Origin of the sequence: Faecalicatena orotica, assembly GCF_003149245.1 — a bacterium.
Lineage (GTDB): Bacteria > Bacillota > Clostridia > Lachnospirales > Lachnospiraceae > Faecalicatena_A > Faecalicatena_A orotica.
On record NZ_QGDL01000008.1, the window covers coordinates 105,858 to 131,862 of the forward strand.

Annotated in this window: 19 protein-coding genes; 7 read left to right on the top strand and 12 right to left on the bottom strand. The window is 36.5% G+C overall.

From position 1 onward, the window contains the following. Positions 1-10 precede the first annotated feature (10 nt). The 3 genes from A8806_RS13655 to A8806_RS13665 all read right to left on the bottom strand — a co-directional run bounded on the left by A8806_RS13655 (position 11) and on the right by A8806_RS13665 (position 3,181). Positions 11-1,372 carry an MFS transporter gene (locus A8806_RS13655; RefSeq protein WP_109731763.1) on the bottom strand — a complete coding sequence of 454 codons (1,362 nt, stop codon included), beginning with the start codon at positions 1,370-1,372 and terminating at the stop codon, positions 11-13. 96 nt (positions 1,373-1,468) lie between these two features. Continuing rightward, positions 1,469-2,323: an MBL fold metallo-hydrolase gene (locus A8806_RS13660; protein ID WP_109731764.1), complete on the bottom strand. Its 855-nt coding sequence runs from the start codon at positions 2,321-2,323 to the stop codon at positions 1,469-1,471. 6 nt (positions 2,324-2,329) lie between these two features. After that, positions 2,330-3,181 carry an MBL fold metallo-hydrolase gene (locus A8806_RS13665; RefSeq protein ID WP_109731765.1) on the bottom strand — a complete coding sequence of 284 codons (852 nt, stop codon included), beginning with the start codon at positions 3,179-3,181 and terminating at the stop codon, positions 2,330-2,332. Positions 3,182-3,589: 408 nt separating this feature from the next. On the opposite strand from A8806_RS13665, the gene mscL reads away from it, so the two are divergent. Next, positions 3,590-3,979 carry a large conductance mechanosensitive channel protein MscL gene (gene mscL / locus A8806_RS13670; RefSeq protein WP_109731766.1) on the top strand — a complete coding sequence of 130 codons (390 nt, stop codon included), beginning with the start codon at positions 3,590-3,592 and terminating at the stop codon, positions 3,977-3,979. Positions 3,980-4,044: 65 nt separating this feature from the next. Here the strand turns inward: mscL and A8806_RS13675 are convergent, their stop codons facing one another. The 4 genes from A8806_RS13675 to A8806_RS13690 all read right to left on the bottom strand — a co-directional run bounded on the left by A8806_RS13675 (position 4,045) and on the right by A8806_RS13690 (position 11,797). Then, positions 4,045-5,031 carry a coiled-coil domain-containing protein gene (locus tag A8806_RS13675; protein WP_109731767.1) on the bottom strand — a complete coding sequence of 329 codons (987 nt, stop codon included), beginning with the start codon at positions 5,029-5,031 and terminating at the stop codon, positions 4,045-4,047. A gap of 1,361 nt (positions 5,032-6,392) precedes the next feature. Further along, positions 6,393-7,436, bottom strand: a complete 1,044-nt coding sequence (locus A8806_RS13680; protein ID WP_109731768.1) for a ParB/RepB/Spo0J family partition protein — start codon at positions 7,434-7,436, stop codon at positions 6,393-6,395. Next, complete coding sequence (locus A8806_RS13685) at positions 7,429-8,289, bottom strand: ParA family protein (RefSeq protein WP_109731769.1); 861 nt, start codon at positions 8,287-8,289, stop codon at positions 7,429-7,431. The genes A8806_RS13680 and A8806_RS13685 overlap by 8 nt, the downstream gene beginning before the upstream one ends. A 2,743-nt stretch (positions 8,290-11,032) precedes the next feature. Next, entirely contained in the window at positions 11,033-11,797 is a 765-nt protein-coding gene (locus A8806_RS13690) for a hypothetical protein (protein WP_181368720.1), read from the bottom strand. Positions 11,798-12,233: 436 nt separating this feature from the next. Between A8806_RS13690 and A8806_RS26765 the strand changes: the two genes are divergently transcribed. Continuing rightward, complete coding sequence (locus A8806_RS26765; RefSeq protein WP_278321112.1) at positions 12,234-12,362, top strand: hypothetical protein; 129 nt, start codon at positions 12,234-12,236, stop codon at positions 12,360-12,362. 1,463 nt (positions 12,363-13,825) lie between these two features. On the opposite strand, the gene A8806_RS13700 is transcribed toward A8806_RS26765, so the two are convergent. The 5 genes from A8806_RS13700 to A8806_RS13720 all read right to left on the bottom strand — a co-directional run bounded on the left by A8806_RS13700 (position 13,826) and on the right by A8806_RS13720 (position 18,133). Continuing rightward, on the bottom strand, positions 13,826-15,418 hold the full coding sequence (locus A8806_RS13700; RefSeq protein WP_109731772.1) for a hypothetical protein: 1,593 nt from the start codon (positions 15,416-15,418) through the stop codon (positions 13,826-13,828). Between the two features lie 469 nt (positions 15,419-15,887). Beyond that, the gene (locus A8806_RS13705) at positions 15,888-16,301 is read right to left on the bottom strand and encodes a MurR/RpiR family transcriptional regulator (protein ID WP_109731773.1); all 414 of its coding nucleotides are present in this window, start codon (positions 16,299-16,301) and stop codon (positions 15,888-15,890) included. Positions 16,302-16,389: 88 nt separating this feature from the next. Continuing rightward, the gene (locus A8806_RS13710; RefSeq protein ID WP_109731774.1) at positions 16,390-17,031 is read right to left on the bottom strand and encodes an NADPH-dependent FMN reductase family protein; all 642 of its coding nucleotides are present in this window, start codon (positions 17,029-17,031) and stop codon (positions 16,390-16,392) included. Further along, positions 17,028-17,531: a flavodoxin family protein gene (locus tag A8806_RS13715; protein WP_109731775.1), complete on the bottom strand. Its 504-nt coding sequence runs from the start codon at positions 17,529-17,531 to the stop codon at positions 17,028-17,030. The genes A8806_RS13710 and A8806_RS13715 overlap by 4 nt, the downstream gene beginning before the upstream one ends. After that, positions 17,528-18,133 carry a TetR/AcrR family transcriptional regulator gene (locus A8806_RS13720; protein ID WP_109731776.1) on the bottom strand — a complete coding sequence of 202 codons (606 nt, stop codon included), beginning with the start codon at positions 18,131-18,133 and terminating at the stop codon, positions 17,528-17,530. Before A8806_RS13720 ends, A8806_RS13715 begins: the two co-directional genes overlap by 4 nt. Before the next feature lie 279 nt (positions 18,134-18,412). On the opposite strand from A8806_RS13720, the gene A8806_RS13725 reads away from it, so the two are divergent. The 5 genes from A8806_RS13725 to A8806_RS13745 all read left to right on the top strand — a co-directional run bounded on the left by A8806_RS13725 (position 18,413) and on the right by A8806_RS13745 (position 26,004). After that, positions 18,413-20,074: a cache domain-containing sensor histidine kinase gene (locus A8806_RS13725; RefSeq protein WP_109731777.1), complete on the top strand. Its 1,662-nt coding sequence runs from the start codon at positions 18,413-18,415 to the stop codon at positions 20,072-20,074. Positions 20,075-20,079: 5 nt separating this feature from the next. Beyond that, positions 20,080-21,651, top strand: coding sequence for a response regulator (locus A8806_RS13730; protein WP_181368721.1), 1,572 nt, complete (start codon positions 20,080-20,082; stop codon positions 21,649-21,651). A 634-nt stretch (positions 21,652-22,285) separates the two neighbouring features. Continuing rightward, a complete protein-coding gene (locus A8806_RS13735) occupies positions 22,286-23,017 on the top strand; it encodes a hypothetical protein (protein ID WP_181368722.1) in 732 nt (243 codons plus the stop codon). A 280-nt stretch (positions 23,018-23,297) separates the two neighbouring features. Then, positions 23,298-24,362 carry a substrate-binding domain-containing protein gene (locus A8806_RS13740; protein WP_109731780.1) on the top strand — a complete coding sequence of 355 codons (1,065 nt, stop codon included), beginning with the start codon at positions 23,298-23,300 and terminating at the stop codon, positions 24,360-24,362. A gap of 112 nt (positions 24,363-24,474) precedes the next feature. Further along, positions 24,475-26,004 carry a sugar ABC transporter ATP-binding protein gene (locus A8806_RS13745; protein WP_109731781.1) on the top strand — a complete coding sequence of 510 codons (1,530 nt, stop codon included), beginning with the start codon at positions 24,475-24,477 and terminating at the stop codon, positions 26,002-26,004. Position 26,005: the final 1 nt, after the last annotated feature.

Here is a 26,005-nt window from a genome sequence, read left to right on the forward strand (position 1 = left end):
CTGATACTGCCTATTTGTTTCTCTCCTGAAGGTCCTTCATAATGCTGCTAAAATGTTTGTCCAGATCATATAGATATGCAATGATAAATTCTATTACTGTAAATGCGAGCGGGATAAAAAGGAATAATCCCGACACACTTCCGATTGCCTGAGAAGACTGGACCGCCGCGGTTCCATTAAAGCCGGCCATAGCCATAACACCTCCAAGTACTGCTGAAACAAGGCCCTGCCCGATCTTCTGTCCTGCCCCGTTTGCCCCCATCATTGCCGCCTGACTCCTGATGCCTGTTTTCCACTGCCCATATTCAATCGCATCACCGAGCATAGGCTGGTACATCGTTGCCGCGCAGCTCTGCCCGATACTCTTCATAACAGTTGCCAGTATCAGCACCGGAAGCACTCTGGGAACAATGATAATCAAGATACATCCAAGAAGCTGGATACCGATTCCGGTAAGCATAATAGTCTTTTTACCCACATGCTGGCTAAGCGGCAGAAGTAAGAACCCGACAACCAGCAGTGGAATCGTATATGCCATATTTAATATGCTGGCAATATTGATGTCTCCCAGAATATATTGTGCATAATACGTGTGCATCTGCAGGCTCGACGCATAAACCCCCGCTCCTACTACTACAATGCCAAGTACTTCAAACCAGTATTTGTTTTTTAAAATACTCTTCAACACGGTCAGGAAAGGAACTTTTGCTTCTTTTCCTGCAATCTCATCTGGGTTTACTCTCTCTATACATACCCAGCCTGTTACAAATAAGAAGACCGCACTCATGACTGCATAAATACATCCCGCCATGATCCATGCTTTCTGGCCGCCGCCAAAAGCCGAAACCAGGCTCAATGTGACGCTCGTGATGATGATTGTCATAATACTCTGGCCAATACTGCCCCAGACAAAAAGACCGGTTCTCTGGACAGTATCACGGGTCATATAGGTCGGAAGACTGATGACAGACAACTGCATGATAGTATAGATAACAGTCTGTGATAAGTTATAGCTGATAAAAACATAGATAAACTGCCCTGTTGTTCCAATGTCAGGCACCGTAAACAATGCCAGAATGCCAATTGCCCCGAAGAAAGCAATCCGCATAACCCACGGTCTGCAGACCCCGTATTTTGTCCTTGTCTTATCAATAATATTGCCGAAAATCAAGTCGGATACACCGTCAAATACCTTTGATACTAAAATGATTGCTCCGACTACACCCGCATTCAAGCCGATAACATTCGTGTAAAAGTATGTAAGAAATCCCGAAATAATTGCAAAAAGTGGTACCCCTCCCATACCGCCAAGCATCAGAGCAATTTTTTCTACCAGCGTTATATTCTCCGTATACGTTTTATTATGTTCCATATAAAATCCCCCTGTTTCTTTTAAACATTTTCTTCAAGTTCCATCATTTCCTGATATTACTGCAACTGTTCATAATCCACAAACACTATTATCCTTTTACTTATTATGATAAACTACGGAAGATTCCGAATAAATCACAGACGCAGTTCCATACTGCGTACGGCATAATTTTCCATAATCCTGAAATGGATTCACTATCGTCTGATTATCTGCGGGAAACCCGAATCCTGCCGTATCCTCCATCACCTGCTGTCTGCCTTCTATGATTAGCTTGTCTAATTCTATAAAATCCTGTATATACCTGTCAGGATAGAGTGGAACACCATTATGTGCAGGCCAGATGTAATCATAATCTTGCCTGAATTCCAACAGTTTTTCCATGTTCATTTTGTGCATCTGCGCCAGCTCTTTCAGTGAAACGGACTGGTTTCTAACAATCCAGATTACCTGACCGCTTTCTATCTCATCCCCTGTAAACAGAAACCGTGTATTCTTATCAAGTACTGCAACGCTTCCTTCACTGTGGGCGGGGATTGAAATGATTTCCACAATTTTCTGCCCTAAGTCAATCCTTTGACCGTTTTCAATATAATGTATTTTGTAATCCTGATATGGCTTCGAACGGAACCATTTTTCATGTATTGGCCCGAATGGCTCTTTTGCGTGTACTGCCGCCTCTTTTGTCATCCACGCTTCCGGCCAGCATGAGTTGCCTCCTGTATGGTCAAAATGCCCGTGCGTATTTAGTACCATAACTGGTTTTTCTATAATTCCCTCGACTACGGCCCTTATATTGCCCTCACCGCTGCAGGAATCAATCAGCAAAGCCTTTTCTTCCCCGATCAGCAGATAAACAAAATTATGCCAGCCGTCCGTGATACACCATGTATCCTCTGTAATCTGCCACTTCCCATATATATTTCCTTGTTCCGTTACATTTTCCCGAATCATCGTTTTCTATCTCCCTCTTCTGATCTTCTGCGGATTGTAAATAATATTTGCCAGCCCTCCGTCTTTCCTTAATTGGTTCGGAAACATCTCAAATGCAGATTTGCATGTAATCCCCATGAACTGAAAATCAATACTGTCATCGGCCCCGTTGGTGATGGAGTCGCAGACGCCGATACATTCCTGTAAAAGTCTCTTCGGCATCGGTTTTCCATCTCCATGAGAAATCCAGATTTTGTCATAGAATTCTTCATATTTCAAAAACCGGACCAGATTTTTCCTGTATTCTTCAACAGAAAGTGCTTCCCGGTCAAATAAGAAAACACTTGGGTTGCAGGCATCCCCTGTCAGCAGGACCCTTTTCTCCCTAAGCAGCATACACATACTTCCCTGCGTATGTCCCGGCAGCGGAATCGGCTGAACCGTAATCCCCCCGAGGTCAAATTCCATATTGTTTCTTAGATCCTGATAATCTTTTGTCCTTATTTTACTATAGGACAAGGACTCCATTTGCTCCGAAGTGATTTCCGGATGTAATATACCACGCATTATATCGGCGTATTCCTTCCGGTTATCTATGGAACAATGTGTGATCGATAACTCCCAGTCTGCATGATTCAGATACACTTCTTCAAATTGGTCCGCTCCTCCTGCATGGTCCATATGACCATGTGTACAGACTACTGTTACAGGCAGGTTCGTCAGGCTTTCGACATATGTCCTTACATCCCCGATCCCGCAGCCTGTGTCGATCAATAAGGCTCTTTCACTTCCCAGTACCAGATAAAGGAATACTCCCGTTATATCACTGATCCGGATCACTTGGTCATCCACTAATTCTGATGTAAATAGTTCCATCATAGCTCCTTTCTGCGTTATGATTTTTAGTTTTGTAATAATGTTTCATAACTTGATATCATAATAGTTTTTACATCTCTTTTTGTCAATAACATATTTGATTACAGATGTTTTTTCGGTAATCTTTAACAATATTTCAACTGCATTTTTATATATTATTACAATGCCCCCCCCAATAGCAGTGGTCCGATCTGGCTTTCGAATAAACTTTCTCCGATGAAAAAATATACTGATAACACAGCCGGTTTGATTATTAAAAATAAAGTAGATAAAATAAAAGAGATTAGAATGAACCTGACCTGGACCGAAAACTATTTTAATTTTCCAAAATAGTCCACTCTTCTAGAATAAAAAGAATATTTATGTTATGTTAGATTTATTAACAATAGGAAAAAGAAAGGAACGATACATATGAAAAAATTTATGCAGGAATTTAAGAACTTCGCACTTCGCGGAAATGTGATGGATATGGCAGTTGGTATCATTATTGGCGGTGCCTTTTCCGGAATTGTAACTTCACTCACGGATAATTTCATCAATCCAGTACTTAATTTTATAACCGGCCAGACAAGTTACACGGCCAACGATATATTAGGATTTGCCTCTTCGTTTGCCTCTGCAGTGGTAAACTTTATCATAATGGCATTTATTCTGTTTTGTATGATGAAAGCACTTAATAAGGCAGCCAGCCTAGGAAAAAAAGTAGAAGAAACAGCTCCTACGACTAAAATCTGCCCTTATTGCAAGAGCGAGATTCCGTTGGATGCAACGCGCTGTGCACATTGTACATCAGAAGTATAGACTATACGAAACTTTTACTTTAAGGAGAGGGGGAGCCCAGGACTCTCTCTCCTTAAAGCTTTCTATTATAGATTTTCTCGTTCTTTACTCATCCGTTCTAACAGCTTCAGATATTTTTCCTGATATAAGTCAATCTCATTTTGTGCCTTTTTCTTAACTTCTTCCATTGCTTCAGTGAACTGCCTGTTAGTTTCCATTAATTTCTTATCCATCTCTAACTGTAACTTATCTTTTGTTCTTTCATTTTCATCTTTCTGCTTTTCCATAGCTGTTTCCAGTTTTTGAAATTCTTCATCCAACAGTGATAACTTTCCATCAAATTGTCTCTGCTGCTCTAGCAATGCTTGTTCTTTTTCAAGAGCCGCCTCTTTTTTCCTGCTTTCAATCTGGCTCTTTAATTCCTGTATCTTTCTTTCTAGATCACTTACAACAGTAACCAGATTCTCTTTTTCCTTCAGGCTGCTTTCTGCATCTGAAACTGCAGCCTTCATCTGTTCATTCTTTTCCCGCAGTTCGATGCAGGAATCATTCAATGTCTGGTTCAGAGCATCCTTGTCAGCCAGCTTGTCCCAGAAATCACTCTGCTGTTCTAATACTTTATTCTGAAGCTCCTTTATCTCTTCACTCAATCTTGTATTTTCCTCCCGGAGCAGTCTTTTTTCGGATAGAGCTGCGTTAGTTGACTCCGTCAGGGATTCCATCTCCTCCTGCAGGCCTTGAATGGTTTTTTCCTTAGATGTAAGCATAGCCTCATATTCTGTTCGTACGGTTGCTGACAGCATCTGTTTTTTTTCTACCATTCCCATAAAGAGACGTGACAGTATATTTACATGTGCCTCAAACTCCTCTACTGATTCACTGTCTTTGCCGAGTGCAAATTTAGCTTTTTGAATCTCATATGCCTCAATCATTCTGGCAAACGCTTCCTGTGTATTTGCACCTGCACCAAGTTCTCCTGTTATTTCTCTTATTTTTTCTGCTGTATTATCATCTATTCTAAAAGATTTTGGCGTAAGGTCCTTTGATTTTCTGCCTTCCTGAAATTCCTTCATATTTTTCCTCCTAATTTATATGTAATCATTTCTTCTAAATCTATTATAGATGATACTCAATTAAATTTCCATATTTTATTGTAATACATTACAAAGTATTACGTACGTACTACAATTTTTGTATTTTTTTAATTTAGCTAATTTTTAATTTTTTAGTATTTTACTGCTAATTTTTACCCTAAATTTCCTCTTATTTCTGTTGCTTTCTCGATTGCAATTCTGCGATTACTTTTTGTTTTTATAGCATTTTTGCTATGTTATTATAATAATTTAATTATTAAATTCATTAAATATTATTTTAAGTTTATTTAAAACTTTATTTTTTATGTCTGCCTTCTATATAACATTTTATTTGTGAAGTCTTCAGAAATGTGGAGCAGCTCTGCTTTTACATTAAGTGTTGATTTCACTGTGTATATATGATTTCTTGAGTCTGGATATTTTTCAAATACTCTGCAATTATAAATAATGCGCCTGTTTATTAATTTGAATTTTATAAAATTGCATTATTTATAGTTTTTTATTTTAACGGCCAGTCGCATATGATTGAATACCATCCCTACTTTACCGCAAAAAATCTTTTACTGGCAGGAATTTTCACCAAAACATTTAAAAGTCACTTTCTGTCATATTTCATTTTTACGATTTCATATTTTAGGAAATTTCATTATAAGATGATTTTATGTTAATAAATTGCACTTTTAACAGTTGGTAAAAAAGTAATAATTATAATGAAATCTGCTCAGAAATGTAATTGTCTTATTTAAATCAAATATTGATATTATATTCTTCCTTTCAATTTCATGGTAAGAGTAAATTTATAGTAGATAATATTACCATTATATTAGCATATATTTCTATTTTTAAAAAATGCTAATTCAGTTTGATCGAGTTAGAATCTACCTTTATAATTTCTTTATTAATTTCAGTTTGTTTTTCTCTAATCAAATAAATTTCTCTTTTATATTTGTTTTTATTTTTTATTATAAATTACACATTCCCACTATATTTGTATAAATTATTAAGTCATCTTTTATTATAATAAATTTTTAATTATTTTAACACTTATTTTTATTTTCATAAGAACCTCACCGTGAGGTTCTTATGAAAATTATTCAGTCAGCTTGTCTTCTACCTGCTTGTTTTATCTCCTGCTATTCTTTTCCATTTTCATAACGTTACTAGCCAAATTACAAAATTTACTTTATTGTTAATCTCAAGCTTTATTAGTTTTAATAATAAAGTTGATTTCTTACTTTTTTAAAAAGAAAATATACTGAACGAACTATTTTAAATTTGAATTTTTGTAACAAAAAAGAGGATAGACAAATACTATCCTCTCAAAACCTCACCGTGAGGTTTTAGATTTTATTACTTAGTTCATCGATTTTAGCTTCAATACTCTTTTTGAGGCTCTCGAGTGTATCAATAACCACAGGTAATTCAGCCTTCTTGAACAATGCATCTTTGTCGAGCACTTCATGCAGTTCTTTTGCGCTCTTAATAACTACTTTTGTACCATTTTTTCTTCTTACCCTGCTTACACTCTTTTCCTCTGTTATCTCTTCTGCGCTTTCAGCCATTTGATTTAGTTTTAATTTACTGATAATATTCTTGATCCAGGCGTTTGAAGCACTATTTCTGCCCTTTTCTTCTCTTTCCAGAATCAGCCTCACAAGTTCGTTTTGCTTTTCACTACTTAAATTGCTGGCTTCTGCAAGATAGGACCACGGATATTTCCCTGAATCCGCCATACTTTGGAGCTCCGGTATTAAATTCAGTAATCTTCGGTATTTTTCTACTGTTTTATCTGTAAGTTCCATATCAAGTGCTACCAATTGATTTAATGCTGTAATTTCATTGTCTGTTAGTAGATTCTCTTTCCTTTTAAATTCAATTTCATCTTTATGGGATTCATATAGTCCCTGGGCAATACGGGCCTTTTCGAGAGGGCTTCCCTCGCCTCTTCCATGAAGGTTCGCTCCTAACAATCGGATTCTTCTTTCCCATAAATGTTTTGGGGGTTCTGTAAGAAGAACTGGGAATTCTGTAAGACCAGCCTGTCGTCCGGCCAAACGTCTGCGATGACCAGATTCAATCATATATGTATCATCACCGCATGGATAAGCCAGTATTACACCTTGAAAACCATACTTTTTCATCGTGAGTGATAATTGTTCCACTTCCAGATCGCTATAATACTCTTTATTTAATGGATCATCCAACAATTTTTCGTCAGGTAGATATTGAATTCCTTTTTTTACATCTTCAGGCAGTTCAGAAACCTTTGATTCCTCAACCATTTCCTGTGTTACTTCATGCTGGAACTCCCCAGAAAGATTGGCAACCTTATGCAGCATACTTTTTTTCTTTAACGTCTGATTTGCCAAACTTTTTTTAGCCATTTGCCTTACCCCTTTCCTCTTTTATCCTTTTTTCCATTTCTTTTACAAGTGTTTTATAGTCCTTTGTGATTTCACTGCTTCCACTGCATATGCATAAAGGTTCTTGCATGTTTTCGCTTGTCTGCATGGATGCATAATCATGACGTATTGTTGTAGTAAACAGTCTCATAGCATTTTTAGTCTCTTCTTCCATACTTTCCTCGTATAAAATACTTTGATCAGACTTATATAGCTGCGTATTAATATAAAAGAGTCCCAAAACGCCTAAATCACGGTTTCCATACTCCTCACGAGCTTCCCTGCATCTTCCGATTACGTCTTTATACCCATGTATACTTGATCCTTTCGCCAAATGAAGCGGTACAATAATATAATCGCAGGCTATCAGGTACATCATTGTCAGAACGTTATGAGCCGGAGGAAAATCTATAAAGATATAATCGTATTCTTCTCCTGCTAATTTCAGCTTTTCCTTAAGAATATCTATATTCTCCGGTCCATAGTAGTCCATATCGCCGCTGCCTAATACAATATCGAGTTTTAAACTTATTTTCCGAAATTTATTCCTCCATTTTCTTCTTGCGCTGAACTCAAGGCTCTTAATATGATTAAAAATATTCAAATCTTGCTCCAGAATCTCGTATAATGTTTCAATACCTTCGCGCATCTCCCCATTATCATCAAAAACCTCTTCATTTCCCTCAAAGAAAAATTGAGTCAGGTTCATTTGAGAGTCGCCATCAACTAAAAGTACCTTTTTACCATCTAATGCGAATTGAGCTGCGATATTAATGATTGAACTAGTCTTTCCTACGCCACCTTTTCTGTTATAATCGCCTATTACATATGCCACAACACAGCCTCCTTTTGTACGTGAACCTCACGGTGAGGTTTTTCGTTTTATTTCTATTAATTCAGTAGCTTTTTTTATTATGACACATATCTATAGATATTTCAATAAATAATTATTTTTATTATTTATTGAAAAGTTTAAATATAAAGTAACAGCTTAAAGTTATTACTTTACGAGTATTTATTATGCAGTAATGATTTTATAACATATATTAATATTTAAATTGGAATAAGTGTATATTGTATACAGTATTTTATGTCAATAGCTATATTTATATACTTTCTAGTGTAATTATATAAATATAGCTATTCTGCGACAAATCTTTGCTTCTATTTATAATTAGAGCCAATTCCTATGAACTTAATCCAGATCACTATTAGAGCCATAATAGATATAATAATATATTCAAAATAAAAGTCGAAACCTCACGGTGAGGTTTCGACTTTTATTTTGAATATACATAACTTATTTATTATTGTATTAGAAAGGTAATAATATGTATATATTATATTTAGTATTTTTGATTGTACTGTTATTAAATACGTAATTATATTAGATTTAAAACGTAATGAATTGCATCTATTAACTTTATTTATTATTATTTGCATTTAATATTTTATAAAATAATTTAAACTGTAAGTCTTAATTTTTTAGTTATTAAATTTGTTTGTTGTTATATATAGGTACTATAAACTGCTATTTAACATTTATTTTATTGCTATATTAGCTAATACTGTAAAAATCAGAACCTCACGGTGAGGTTCTGATTTTTATTTTCTTCACATTATTCTAGCTAACAAAAAATATTAACTACATTTATCACATATTATAGTTTAAAACTTTTCTATATTTTTTATTTCATATAATAGTATGCCTTATGTCAATATATTATTTATAAAAGTAAATTTCTTAACTAATTTATACGCTTTTCTGTTTTATATTCTATAAAAAAATAGAAAGTTATTTTTGTTTATAAAAGAATGATGAAAATTAAATAACATATCTAATATCTTTACAGTATTTTATAAGTATATAATATAACAATTGTTCACTTTTAAACCATAAAACCTCACGGTGAGGTTCATCACTTAATCCATTATTATAATTTTCATTTTATTATATCATAAATAAGTTCTTAATAAATAAAAATTCATTAATCAAATCACAATATATACTTATAGTAAATAAAAGTAATTAGATTGATCCATAATCCCCCCTACTTTTCCATAAGCACAATTAGTTTTATTCATAAATCAACTATATCTATAAAAAATCAATTTTTGATATTCACAATTTGCGATAATATAAAAATAGTTAAGAGAGAAGACAAGTAATAAAATAGTTTTATACGGCAATATAAAGAATGTAAATATATATAAGTGTAGAATAAATTGAGGAAGTAATTATTTTAATTAATAGATATAATATAATAAAGCAATTGTAATAAATCACTTCTAAAAAATTTCCACCATCAGTATTCATTAAAATCTACAAATAGATTACAATATAACATATATTACAAGCTATTAAACTAAATTAAATGCACTTATATCTTATTCTTTTATACTATATTCTAAATATATTTACTATTAAAGTATTTATTGTATTTATATTTTATTTTTTAATATACTTTGGAAATATAAGATCATAAAACTCTAATAAAATTTTTATGATCTTCATACATTATAAATAAGATTAAGGGAAAAAAATAAGCTGATACTCCCATCCGAAAAAATAACAACTACTTTTATAAAAGCTTATAGTGACTTAATATGATCTATTTATTTCAAGTATAAGTAACAAGATCTAGTTTAAAAACAAGTATAAACTAATAAAAGCAAATTTACCAAAGGTATGCACTCTATTATAATTCAAAAATAATGGAGCAAATTGTCAGGAATAAATTTGTAAAGTATCAGATTACGAGGTCCTTAACCTTTATACAACTCATCAAGTTTCAGAAATCCAGACTTTAATTTGTTACTGCAGAAAGTAAAATATTACACTTACATATCAGTATAAATTTAAAACTCAATTTTATTATACTCAAAATGATTAAAATGATATTTATTCTCGTCAGCTATAAGTATTCCTTTTACAAATGTGTCATAAGATAATAAATACTTGTTTAAGATATGAACTTTCATAAAATAATAAATTAATTAATATTTTATAGGATCTAAATATTGTAAATTTATTCTGTTCATACTGTCTATAATATGCTATACTATAAATAGTATTTTTAACATTATCTACATATACGTGTTACTAAGTATTCAGAAAAATAACAATTTACTTTCTCATTTAATAATCATTTTTATCTTAATAAATTATAGTTATTTATTAAAGAATGTGTAGAAGAAAAGAAGAGGTCTTCTATATACATATATTTATAGATAGAGTTATATAATATAATTAAAAAGATATAATTGATAAATCAAATCACCGCAATCCCTTGATATTACTGGAAAAAATGAAAATTTGAAGGAATGCTTTCTTCTATGTGTGGACAAAAATGTTTGCATGGTGATGAATTTTTTAAAGTGTAGACGTTCTTTTTCCAATGAAGATGATAAAGTGCAGGTGTAGATGATTTTTTTCCGCATAAATTATAAAAAAATATAGTATATTCACAGTAATATAACTTTTTTAATTAAAAAACAAATATTTAAGGTGCAAAATAGATGTTAGAAATAGGAAAAGGCCATATAATTGAAAAAAAGCGCAAAAAAACCCCCTTTTTTTAGCTAAAAGCATAAAAAAGTTCAGTTTGTGAATTGTTTTCTTTTAAGATAGTACGGATCAGAGCTCCAATACTGCTCATTTTAAACTTACTTTGATACTGTTCATAGACATATCCAACACATTCAAGCACTGATTCTACAGAATATGTACTGCCCAGACAGCCAAGGTCCTTTAGATCATCGTCAGTCAGATTAAAAGGAACATACAGCTTACGGAGAGAACCGGCACGGCTCTGGATACCCGCCTGCTTTAATGCATCAAGATCGTCCTCTGTAACAGGCTGTTTCTTCATGATTGCAGCATTGGCATGTTTCATTACGGAATCTAATTTTTCTATGTATTTCTTGATAATATCGGTGTTTTCCTTATTATTTTTCTCAAAATCACGCCGGCCGTGGCATTCTGGATTCATTTTTAAAGCAATAACGTCTTCTCCAAAAGCAACCTGAAAGAGGTTAGAGGCGGCAGATAAGGCTTTTTTAATGATATTAGGCTTACAATAACGAGGCAGGAAGCTGCGAAGGAAGGAATATTGGTTTTCCTGTATCAATTCACGTTCCGGATTACGATTTGTATCCATATCCAAGGCTGCACGTAAGAAAACACGCAGTTGATTCAGATCCTGCAATTTGACCAACTCGTCCAGAAAACAGCGGTTAAAAGTTGCATAACCGCGTCCGCCTTCTTTGGCGCTCAGTGCATAAGTAGTGTATTCTGAAAGAATAACATGAAAACGGTTTTTAGAGCCGTCATTGCAGTACATAATGTATCCATAATTCTCCAGTTTGCGGTTAGCATTCTTAATGGAGCGAACCGTACAGCCCAGATAAGAGGCCAGCTCTTTAGGAGACAGGCTGCGGACAAAACCACGTTCGTCCGGGCAGGAAAAATGATAGATAACAAGGAGTTTCAGGGCAATAGCCTTCAGCCGGGGGGCGTTTCCGTACATATTCCGTTCATTTATATACTTTACATGCTCATGAGTTATAGTCTTATATACGGCATGAGGGCAATTTTTGCAGTTATTACAGGCTTCTTTTTGAATTTCTGCAGGCATATATTCATAGAAATCAATATTCTTGTAATTAGGACACGCAAAACAGCCAGATGCTGTCCGATCCAGCTCCTGGCTTTCCGTATAATAAGTTTCTTTATGATTTTCCTGTACTCCAATAGCTTTTATAAGAGGAGCTTTACCGATGCGTGCGTATTTTGACAATTCCAAGTTCATCACCCCGTCCGGCCAATATGCTGTGACAGAATATGCAAAAGCAAATCCGGGTACAACAATAACACCAATTATCGACCAGAAGTGTAATAATACTTGAAATAGAATATAAAATAGACTATAATATTATCACAGTATCGGCAATTGGTTTCACATTAGCCTCATAATGTTAACGATTCGTCGGTGTTGCAACATGTAGCTCAACTGGTGAGAAAAGCTACAAATTATAATTTCAAGACATGGATAGTTTAATTAGAAGCTGCAACTTTTAATTAGGTTATCCATGTTTTTTAATATACTATATATTTGAGCATTTGTAAAATTAGAAAACCATGCACAAAATAGCGAACCAAATATGGAAAATTGCGTAAATTACGCGTTTTTCTCCCTGTGTAAATTCAGACAGTTTCTAAGGAGAATTCAGAAAAAATGCCTAAAATACAAGGGTTACGGGCATTTGGCACATAGGGGAAACAAGAGAAAAAAAAATAGAAAAAAAATAAAAAAAAATAACGCATAAAATAACGTACTAAATGTTAATTACTTAGTTAAAATAAAAAAATACACACAAATAAGCGGACTAAATTACTAAGAATTGATAATTGTTAAAAAGTCGCGCATAAAAAAGCGGACTAAATAAGTTATAAAAAATTAAATGAATATCTTAAAAATTTTTCATTTAGAAAAGTCGCGCACAAAAAAGCGGACCAAATATTTTTATAAAAAATATGCGCACAAAATCTCGGACTAAACTAAAAAACTTAAAAAATCATACACAAAATTGCGAACTAAATTTTAAAAAACGAAAAAACACACACTATATTCCGCACTAAATTGAATAAAATAAAAAAATACGCACAAAAAAGCGGACTAATTATGGATAATGAATAGAATACAAGCCTCGCTCAACCAAAAAAATTATGATATTCAGGCCTTTCAAAGAAAGGTATCCAGTTGTCATATATTCTGTGAAGAAAAGATAGCGACAAAATTGAAAACCAAGAATTTTGAAAAAGATAGCGACAAAATTGGCTGCAACAGATGTCTGTTGGAAAAATTCGTTGAAAAATTACGCACAAAATTACGGACTAATTATTCCTTCGGTATAAAAAAACAGGGCAGAAGAGAAAAGGAGAGATAGTTAACACATATTCACCAATAAAAAAATACGCACAAAAAAGCGGACTGAATACGTTGAATGAAGTAAAATAAAAAAAATACGCACAAAATCACGGACTAAATGCAAATAATAGGCGCAGAAAAACAAGCTTGGCCGGTATATTTTACCGAAACTGAACAAAGATAGCGACTAAATGTAGAAAAGGACATCAGGGAGATAGCGACTAAATTTACGAGGGAAATATACGAATTCCAGATAGGCCTAAGGTGGCTTTTAGGGAAAGATAGCGACTAAATCATGGGTTTAAGAGTCTGAAGCAAGGATTCAAGAATAGTATTGAAAAAAAGGACCATAAACCTTAAAGCAGATTTAGGTCCTTTGGCGGCTCTGTAGGCTGCTGTACGCATTTTTTGGGGGTACACGGCATTATTGGGCAGAGACGACTATATTTCTTTAAAATCTGTATCAATTACATCTGATGATTCCAGGGCATTTTTTGTGTTATACTCATAAGCAAACAATTCTTTGTCTTCCAGATCCATAAATTCGATATGCAGTGCAGAATTTTTATTGATGAAATCAAAGTCTTTTACAACAATCTGTTCGTTTTTCAGTATAGAGAGATGGTGGGTCAGCTCTTTGATCAGTGCAGCATTTCCAATACGCTGCAGCTTCATATGGGCACGGAAGAACTTCAGGCTGAATGTCTTGGAAGACGAACCCTTGCTGTATTCTGTCAGACGCTCCTGCTGAAGGATCATCATAATACCTTTTGTCTGGGTCGAGGCTATCGTAGTATAAGAATCGGCCAGTATATTGATATATTTTTTCTGGACATAGGTACGCTTCCACTGCTCAGAAGGTGTAAACTGCAGGATATTGTCTTTGTAGTTGATATTAATATAGTTCAGCAGTCCAAGACTCGTTGTTTCGACGATTTCGCCAGTTTCTTTACTTTTCACTGTAATGGTATAATCGAAACTCTTAAGTTTCTTTAATCTGTTTTCTACATCATCATAATGCACTTTTCGGGGTACCTTTATATGAAATATCTTTCTTACAAAATCCCGCAGATCACAGCTTATATACTGGTCATTCAGGTTTTCGCCATTAATCAGGTTAAATAACTGGGTCATGATTTCATGATCCTTCATGTCCAGCTCCTTTTGTTTTAAATAATCGACCTGATAATCCTTTTCTATTCTGGATATAGCCTTTTTTGATGTAGTGGCGGGCAGTTTCTGCTCAGGGCTGTACTGTACCTTAATATCTCCAAATACATTCTTATCGTCATCCTCAAATTCATACTGATTTAGAAAGATCAGCTCATTCTCGATCAGGGCGGGCTCAAAATCCAGCCAGGAACTCCTGTAATTAAAGACCGGATATTCTGACATATTCGTAGGATATTTTACATTGAATCCCTCAATCGACCCTCCAAATAAATTCTTAATGATCGTAAGAGATTCAAAAGTAATATCATTTACAAAGCCATTGGAAATAGATTTGACCGGTTTCTTTCCAAGAAAGTAAAAATCTGTAATAGGAGCCGTTGTATCACTTCTCCAGTTCTCTAATTCCTCATACTTTTCCAACATAATTTCTTCGATTGTCTGTTCCTGCAGATTGGACCGGTCAAGGGCATCCATCATGTGTTTCGATTCTGCAAATTTCCGCAGTAGCTGTGGATTTTTTGGCTTCATCTTATCTGGAGAGGTGATTTCTTCTTTTATGCTGTTAAGCCAATTCCTTTTGTAAACTCTTCGGTTTTCATGGTATGTCTTAATTGCCTGGTCAATGCTTTCTTTGGAAAGGGCAATATAAGTGGACATTGCAATGATATCTTCCAACAAAGGGGCTTTAGAAGCAGAAGGGTCCAGATCACGTATATAGTTCTTATAAATGTATATACCGGGCTGGCGTTCCTTGATCACCTTTTCATAGGTGGTCATGATGTGGGGGTGGATATTCGGCTGGATAAAGTGTGCCATTTTTTTACATTTTTCATATTGGCTTTCATTTGTGGTATCAACCATTAGATTCACCTCAATAGTTATAGTTATAATTATCTAAATTCTAATTATATAGCATGCAGATGGTATTTGCAAACGATACTTTCTTATGAATTGCAGATAAGGAAAGGACAGGAAGAAGAGATTGGCTGGAGGGGAACCAGAAATTTGTCAGGATTTTTGACATACAAAAGATGACTGCAGATTAAATAATAAATGCAAGTAAATTATTAAGATGAAAAAGAAACAAAAATATTTAATTTATATTATAATTAGTTTCAAATAAATTATTTAATCAGCTTGAAAAACAAATATTAGGGTACAAAATGCAGGAAAAAATTCAAAACAATATACTTTACAACTTATTAATACGATAAAAATTATATATAATGCAAGATATCCTTCAATTTATACGGTAAATTTACAAATATGTTTTGATATGTCTGCTATGGAATAGATATCAGGAGTTAAAGAAATCACCATATTTGTTCTATCATTGTCTGCCTGAGTTAAATAGCCGGGCAAGCTGATTTGTAATCAGAAGAGAGACAAAAAAATTTCCGCCGGATGTTCCTGCATCAATTGCTTTCTTCAAAAGAGAATTTTTTAGCAGACAGCGAAAATCTGGAAGAAGAATATGGTATCCATCATCAATGATGACTCCGCATTCAGTCAATTCTTCATTATATTCCATCTTTAGATGGACTTTAAACTCCCGGAATCCATCGAAGGACAATTTTTTTGTAAACCGGGATATGGTAGTCCTTGAAATGCTGCATTTCTTCGCCAGATCTTCAATCGCAATCTCACAGCATTCCTTTTTATGCTTCTGTATATATTTCCAGATGAGTAAATCATTTTCATTCAGGCGATTGCAATTTTCAATTACTAATTCTTCCAGTTTCATAAGTATCTCCTTAGTTTAGACCATGACGTGCACCTTATAAGAGCGCAAACAGCAACAATAGTAACGCGGACAGTAACAAGTCTGGTGCTCAGACTTGTTTGCGCGACAGGTCGCGGCGTTTCAGCCCGTTGTCTTTCACTGCCTTACGCCAGCCCATTTCACCGGCCAGTTTATATAGAAACCGTGGGAAATTCGGGGAGAAACATATATTTTCTATGGTTTCCTGACGAGAAATCCTGTCAGACAGCGTATTTAATGCACCGGAAAAGTTCTTCTTGGGCCCTTTTCCGGCAGCAATACTGTTTATGACAGGCATCATTCCCCCGGCACCGACTCCGAGCCCGCCGCCCCAGATTACTCCGGCTCTGGCACACCAGTTCTTCATGATATTCAGGGCAAGGATATTTTGACAGCCTTCGTAAAAACCGCAGTTTGCAATGGCATAAACCGTGCAGTCCTTTGAAAAGGCAGCATTTTTAAGCTCATCCTCCAACTGAATCAGGCATGACAGCAGGTGCGAGGGGAGAGAGTCAACGTAAAGAGGGAATGCAAAGACCATTACATTACTGTTCCTAAGGAGTTGTAAATCACTGCTGCCGGGCTGTTTTTTTCTAAAGTGAAGATTTACAATCTTATTTTCAGGGGAGAGCAGTTCCTGCAGTTCTTTTAATATAAGGCCGGAAGCGCTGCCCTTTGCCTTTGGACTTCCGTTTATCAGAGCAATCTTCATATGTCCAGTGCCTCCATTTCTTGTATAGAATCCAAAAAAGTCACAGATTTTACGGTACAGTAAAGGTTGACTGCATTTGCCCTTACCAGTTTCTGGGCGGTTTCTTTTTCCTCTGTAGTTATATCACCACCATAGAAGATGACCTTTAGATCAAAGTCTCTCTTATAACGCTGCTGGTGGTGCATTTCTCCATTTTTAAATGTAAAATATGGATGGATATAGGAAATGCTTCTGTCCAGTACATTTTTTATAAAGGGACTGTAGCTGCCATAGACGCATTTACTGATAATCAGCACTTCACTGCACATGGCGATGTTTTTACCCATCTCACAATATGCATCCTTGATGATACAGGCTCCCGGAGTTTTCAGCCAGCAGCCAAAACAGCCGATACAGGGCTGTATATTATCACAATCCGAAATAATGATATATTCTGCGGCGATTTCAGGATAAATCTTTTGCAGGGTATCTTCGGTCAAATCATGGATAATTAATTTCATCTTATCTGTTCCTCCTTTATTCCAGAAAGGTCCTTAACTCCTACGGGTTCTTTGGCCTGCTTCAAAAATGCATGGAATGCAGAATTAACAAGCCTGTGTATTTCTTCATCCGGGATATCTGCGGCGCCGGCAGCTATCATAGAAGCGATTCCGTGTGTGTACAGCATCATATGCAGATAGAGCTGCTTCGCGGAGGCATCACTGATAGACAGCGTTTTCATGATATCCTTTGCAACGTCCTGCCTTGCACATTGTCTGTAGATATCTTCCAGACTGTTAACATGCATGTATTTGGATAGGAACAGAAAGCAGAATAAATACTTTTCCTCTCTGGCAAATCCGATATGGCACCGCCCGATGGATGCAAAGTAATAATTTTTGTCTGCGTTTTTTTCTATATATGCAGTCAGGTATTGCTGGGTATATAAAAACAATTCCTCCATCAGCTCTGACATGTTGGAGTAGCAGCTATATATCGGCTGCACAGAACAGCCGGTCTGACTGGCAATGTTTCTGGCATTCAGGGATTCGTACCCTTGTGTACGGAGGAGCGTAAAGGCTGCATCCAATATCATTTTTTTCGTGATTTTCTGTTTTGGCATCTTTTCACCTCGAATATAACAAGTGTTATATAACAATGATTATATTGTAGATCCAGAGGTTTGTCAACTTCTTTAAATGCATGGAATCCTGTAGCGCAGGAGGTGTTTTGTATGTGCTTTGAAACAATAAAAAACGAAAATTTAAGAGAAAAATCAAAAGGGGATAATCTAATTGATTTAAGAAATATTATGATGTACAATTACACTTAATTCAGAAAGGTCCAGAATCCAGTACTTTGGGAAAAATATGAACAATTTGATTGCAGGAGGAGAACTGTTATGGTTAAGAATCTGTTAAATAAATGGCGACATTTTGCGTTTCGTAAGCAGATTGTATATGTATATGGATTAAGTGTATTATGTATCATATTGTTCTTCTTAATATTCTATTTTGGAATAACAATCAAATATGCGAATAAAGAAATGGAAACGAATCTAAAAGTTGAGTGGCTGAAGATTGAGAATGCGCTGAACAATGCAGTGGAAAAGGCCGAGGGTTATTCCAAATTGATGGAGTCGGTGGATGAAATACAGGCATTTTTGAATAATCCGAAGGAAACTCAGCTTAAAGAGGATCTGGATCAATCTATACTCTCCGGAATTTTGTTGAATTCGGATATTGATGCTATTTATATTTATGATCTGGAAGGGAATTATTATCATAAAACCCGGGGTCAAACATATACCCCCATTATGAATTCGGTACAGGAGGCATCGTGGTACCATACTGTGTATGCGAAGAAGGGGAAAAGTTCGGTTTATTTCGGTGGCGGCGGATTTTTTGAAGGAAAAGAGGATGGATTTCTTTCTGTGGTCAGCCTGATTAAGGAGCCGGCAACATCTCTCCCTAAGGGTGTGATGATTTGTAATATATCCATAGACCAGATCCTGAAGCCGATTAAAAGTTCAAGTGTTTATTGCAGCATCATGGACGGACTTAAAAATGTGTATTACATCTCCGAACCGATTGAACGGTTAAAAGAAGGGCAGGAGTATAAACGGATTTATGGACCGGCGGCCATCACTGTCAGTATTGCGATGGACAAGGCCGTAGTTCATGACCAATATAAAGTGTTCAATATCGGACTGCTTGCAATTTTGATTATATATACAATTTTTATCTTTTTATGCATGAGTGTTCTGGATAATTCGATTGCAAAACCATTAAGCCATGTATTAAAAGTTATGGAAAAAAATCAATTGCAGGAAATAGATGTTTTAGAAACGAATCAGGATATGATCAGTCTTCAGACAGGGTTCAATCATATGATTCAAAGAACAGTTTCTTTACTGAGGCAGATCGAGGGGGAGCAGAAGCAAAAACGGCAATATGAACTAAAAGTTCTGAATGCCCAGGTCAGACCCCATTTTCTGTATAATACATTTGATTCGGTATGTGCGCTTGCATTAATGGGGAAGAGCAAGGATGTGTACCTTTTAATGCAGGCACTGGGTAAATACTACAGGATCAGTCTTCATAAAGGTGACGAAACAATCCGTTTAAAGGAAGAAATTGAAATTATTAAAAATTACATAGTAATACAAAAATATAGATTTGAAGACTTTTTCGAAATCGAATATCGTATTCCAGATGATCTTAACGAATTAAAGGTACTGAAACTGATTTTACAGCCATTTATCGAAAACGCAATTTATCATGGACTGAAGACGAAAGGCGGCGGAAAGATTACAATAGCGGCGGAGATGGAAGATGGATATCTTGTGTTAAGAATAAAAGACTCGGGGATGGGCATGTCTGAGGATGCGATTCAAAGAATTTTAAACGGCGAGGTAAACGGGGAAGAAAAAAGTTTTGGTATTTACGGGACGGCTGAAAGAATTACACTGCATTACGGGCAGGAAAATCTTGTTCATATTTATTCTGAGCCCGGTCTTTACACTACCATCGAAATAAGAATTCCGAAAGAACAGGGGGAATGAATTACATGATAAAATTATTGATTGTTGATGATGAGAGGCTTGTAAGAGAGCTGATCCGGTTAAGTGTAAACTGGGAAGAAATAGGCTTCACTATAGTAGGGACTGCATCGACCGCGGAAGAGGGGATCGAGAAGGTAGATGAACTAAAGCCGGATGTTGTCTTTACAGATGTGAGGATGCCGGGGCAGACAGGACTCGATCTGGCGAGAACTATCGTTGATAAATACCCGATGATAAAAGTAGTGGTAATCTCCGGATATGATGAATTTGCTTATGTCAATGAGGGGTTGAAAATCGGTATTTTTGACTATCTTTTAAAGCCGATTGCAGAAGATGCCTTAAGGGAGGTCGGATGTAAGGTAAGGGACGCTATCTTGTCACAGCGCCGGCATAATGAGGAGTTTGAACACTATAAAAGAGAATTTGAACTTAATTACAATAAAATAAGGGAAAAGGCAATCAGCCGGCTTGTGTATTCATCGGAGGCGGAATCCGCGGCTGAGAACTTAAAGGTATTTCATATTGAATTAAATGAGGATATTTTTCAGGTCGCCGTGCTGGAGTACGGGCAGGGAATCGAATATGAAACGGAGAAGGAACTGCTAGAAGCCATCCGGATCCGTGAAATTGTGGATGACTTTTTTTCCAGATATGACCATATCTTTTTATTTGAGAGAAGTTATCCATATATTGTTATTATCAATAATCAGAAGGATGTGGATTTTAACAGACTCTGTCAGGATGTATGCCGTTTTATAGCGGAAACAGTTCCTATTCAGGTCTGCATTGGAGTCGGTTCTTTTTATAAAAGTCTCTGGCAGCTGTCCATATCTTACCGCGAGGCAAAAAGTGCACTGAAATATAGTTTTACGAGGCAGAGCGGAAAATGCATTTATTTTCAGGAAATTTTGAAAAATCAAAGTCAGGAGCAGTCGGTTCACGATGTTGTTATGAAAAATTACAGTGATTACATCAGTCAGGGAATGATCAGCGAAGCAAAGGAGGTATTAAAAGATATCTATGATAATGCAGTGAATCAGAACCTGACAAGGGATCAGGCAATTTTTATGACAATCAACCTGATTATGGAAACTTATACAGCGGCAAAAGAATTGAAGATTGATTTAGACAATATTGAAAAAATCCGCACAAAGATGGTTGCTGATATATTAACGATGACAGATCTTTTCGAGATGGAGAAGAGCATACTAAACTTACTGGACAAGTTGTTTGAAACATTCAGAAAAGTAAATGAAACAAATCACGCGAATGTGCTGGCAAGTATAGAGGACTATATAAAAACTCATTACGAAGAGCCGGATTTATCGCTGACAAAGATTGCAGAGACATTCTATATGAATCCCAATTATCTCAGCAGGGTATTCAAAAAGAAGACAAAGAAAACATTTAGGGAATATTTGTTGGATTACCGCATGGAAAAAGCAATGATATTACTGCGGCAGACTTCACTGAAGGGATATGAGGTCGCTGACAAGGTCGGGATTCAGGACCCGAATTATTTCAGCGTGTGCTTTAAAAAGAAATTCGGGTATTCGGTCCGCGAAATGGGGAGGTAGGCTCAGGCCTGCGAATCGAGAAGGGACGTGAAAAGAAGGGACGGCTGCAATCCTCCCGGGGGAGTACATGCCGTTTTGAAATGCGGACGCAGGCCTGAGAAATTCTAAGAAGAAAACAGCCGGGAAAATGGGGCATAGCAGACCCAGAGCGGGAAATCTGATGATTTCCCGCTCTGGGTCTGCTGATTTTGTGATTCGGGATCACAAAATCTCCCCACTTTCCCAGCTGTTTTCTTCAAGAATTTCTATGTCCTGCTTAAGCGTTTCAAAACGGCATGTGCTCCCCCGGGAGGATTGCAGCCGTCCCTTCTTTTCACTGGTTCATCCAGATGTAGAGCTAAGGTCTGCATTTTGTAGAAAAACTACTTACGAGGATAGATTGTTAGGGGGAGAGAACTTAAAATATGGGCTCAAAATCTGGAAATTTGAGCTTGTAATATGAAAGAGGTTATGCTAAAATTAGTTCACCTGAAATCACAGGTGCGTTTCAAACATTCTTTATATCTGACTTGATGAAATTATGATTTCATTCCAAAGGACATGTTCGTCCAAGTATTCAATGTTTGAAAAATGAAAATGGTTAATGGTATTCAGTAACACAAAAAAGTGGGTGATGCGTATTGAGTGTATGAACTTGTCAAAGAAAAATGAAATAATCCATTACGCAATGCCTGTTCGCGGGATGCTGTATGATGCGTTAAGCTATGTGGATCAGGTCAGCCAAATTAAGAAATTGCGAAGGGAAAATAAAGAGTTGGAGGGCTCAGCTGAATTTCTGTCAGGATTGAAAAAAACAGATCACCTATATCCTGTAATAACAATCATTTTTTATTATGGTGAGGAAAAATGGGATGGGAAGATAGATCTGCATGGACTTCTCGGAATCGACAGGAAAGAATATAGTTTATTAAAAACATATGTCCCCAACTATAGAATTAATCTGATTGAACCTAAACGGCTGGAAAATCTGAAGTGTTTTCAAACAGATTTACAGATTATTTTTGGTATGTTAAAATATAGAAAAAGCAAGACGGAATTACAGAATTATATGAATTCCAATAAAGAATATTTTAGTAACATCGACGAAGATTCATATAATGCAGCCAAAGTGCTGCTTGGCTCGGAAAGCAGTTTAAAAGCAGAAAAACAGGAGTCGGGAGGAATTGATATGTGTAAGGCATTGGATGATTTGTATCAGGATGGTGTAAACGAAGGGAGAGAGCAAGGGATCAGGGCATTGATGCAGGATTATCTTGATGAAGGATACGACAGAGAAAAGATTCTGGAAAAGCTGCAGAAGATATTTTCCCTGAGCAGGGAAAAAGCAGAACTGTATTACATGAAGTTTCATCAGCCACAAGAGTAACCGTGGAAAATATTTGTTATTAAAACGTATCACTTTTTTTGAAATATCACAATAAGTACATATATAAGAAAGAGGCAATTTACACAATATGGTAAATATGCCTCTTTTTTGTATGGAAATATTAAAAAAGTTATGAAATGAAGACAATATAAAAGGTAATATTTTTCAAGAAATTGGTTATTTTTTTCGATTCAATATATTTCGTTAATTGGATATTATATAAATACAACAAAGGTGTGCAAGAGATACACAAGAAAATTATTTTAGGAGGATTTGATTTATGAACAAAAAAAGGGTGGCAGCGTTGATTACGGTATTGGCTTTTTCGTTTAGTGCATTAGTAGGATGCGGAGCGTCCAATTCCGGAACCGAAACAAAGGATAAGACGGAATCGTCGGAAACAGGTGAGACAGATTCAAAGGATAGTGGAAAGATTACGATCGGGTATTCGCTTAAGACGGTTCAGGAAGAACGCTGGCAGAGAGAACTGGATGGCTGCCAGAAAGCGGCAGATGATTTAGGGGTTGAGTTTCTTTATCAGGTTGCAAACGGGGATGCACAGACACAGGTTTCACAGATTGAGAATCTGATTACCCAGGGAGTGGACGTTATCATGGTTACCGCCGTGGATGCAGGGGCTTTGTCAAATGTACTGCAGGAGGCAGCGGATGATGGTATCAAGGTTCTTGTATATGACCAGCAGCTTGAAAACACATACGGAGATGCGTTTGTAGGATACAGTGATTATTCAAACGGCACACTGATCGCCCAGATACTGGCGGATAAGGACGTAAGCGGAAAAGTAGTGCTCCTGCATGGTGATAAGTCTTCCGGTATTGAGAAGATTATTGAAGGCGAAAAGTCAATATTAGAAGACCTGGATGTAGAGATTGTGATGGAACAGTACTGTACCAACTGGGGAGCAGAAGCAGCTCTTGGGTATGCACAGAACGCACTTGCAGAACAGAATAATGATATTACTGCATTTGTCTGCATGAACGATGGAATTGCATCGGGTGCGATTCAGGCATTAGAGGAAGTAGGCATGGACGGTAAGGTTGTGGTAACAGGAATGGACTGCGAACTGACAGCAGTGCAGAGAATCTCAAAGGGGACACAGACATCAACGCTTTATAAAGATAGTGATGCATTATCAAGAGCAGCTGTTGAAACAGCAGTTTCTCTGGCAAAAGGTGAAAAGATTACGAGCGATAATACCATTGATTTTGGTGTCAATGAAATGCCCCATGTGATTGTAAGCTCTGCAATCATTACAAAGGATAACATCCAGACAGAATTAATTGATAAAGGTATTTATACAGAAGAAGAAATTTCCGGGAAATAATCTCAGTTTATCCAGTCATGTAACTGTTCAGCGGGGGGCTGTGCAGTAAAAGCACAGTCCTGAACAGTTACAGATAGTACAGGGGGATCAATTATGATGAAAGGAGATTTTAATGGAAGATTATATTTTAGAGATGCAGAATATTACGAAAGAATTTCCGGGTGTCAAGGCACTGGATGATGTTACCTTCTGTGTTAAAAAGGGAGAAATTCATTCTCTGGTGGGTGAAAACGGGGCAGGAAAATCAACACTAATGAAGGTTCTCAGTGGTGTTTACCCCGTGGGACAATATACCGGCATCATGAAAATAAGCGGGAAAGAGCAAGAATACAATAGTGTAAAAGACAGCGAAAGAGCAGGGGTATCTATCATTTATCAGGAACTGGGACTGGTAGGGACTATGACAATCTGCGAAAACGTATTTCTGGGAAATGAAATAGTGAAGAACGGGCATATCGACTGGGATGCACAAAACAGAAGATGTGTAGAAATGTTAAAACGGGTTAATTTAGATGAAAAGCCGAATACAGTGGTTGAAACACTCGGCACAGGCAAGCAGCAGTTAATCGAAATTGCCAAGGCATTGAATAAAAATGTAGATATATTGATTTTAGATGAGCCGACCTCTTCACTTACGGAACAGGACAGCAAAAATCTGCTCGATTTATTGAAACAGCTCAGGGAATCGGGCATGACATGTATCTATATTTCACATAAATTAAATGAGGTGAAAGAAATTTCAGATACCGTTACGGTTTTGAGGGATGGCAGGACGATTACGACAAGGCCGATTGGGGAATTGGATGAAAATAAGATGATTTCCTATATGGTGGGGCGTGAAATGACGGATGTTTATCCTGCAAAAACACACACGCCGGGAGAGGAAGTGCTGTTTGAAGTCAGAGACTGGACAGTGCCGACGAGGAAAAACCCCGAAAAAAACTTGCTGGACCAGATCAGCATCAGTGTGAGAAAAGGGGAAATTGTTGGGATTTCAGGACTCATGGGGGCCGGAAGGACGGAGTTTGCAATGAGCCTGTTTGGAGCATGGCAGGATAAGCCGTGTTCGGGGGAGATCTATTTCAAAGGAAAGAAAAGAGAACGATTCAGACATCCGAGAGAGGCCATTGACAGCGGACTGATGTATCTGTCGGAGGACAGGAAGAGGTTCGGACTTCTTTTGAATTCTGATTTAAAGGTAAACATGACCCTCTCGAGCCTGAATAAGATTTCAAAAGGCGGTGTGATTGACCTGGATTTGGAAACAGAACAGGCAATGCAGGGAGTTAAAGACCTGAGTATTAAGACTCCGTCCGTGCTGCAGCTGGCCAAAAACCTAAGTGGCGGCAACCAGCAGAAAGTATTGATTGTAAAAGCGCTGTTGACGAAACCGGATTTATTGATCTTAGATGAACCGACGAGGGGGATTGATGTCGGGTCAAAATATGAAATCTACCAGCTTATGGATAAAATGGCAAAGGACGGAATTTCTATTATTATGATTTCTTCAGAACTGCCAGAAGTTATCAATATGAGTGACAGGGTCTATGTTATGAGCGATGGGAAGATCGCAGGTGAATTTGATACAAAAGAATCCTTGGTAACACAGGAGACGCTGCTGCAGTGTTCTACTGGGAAATAAA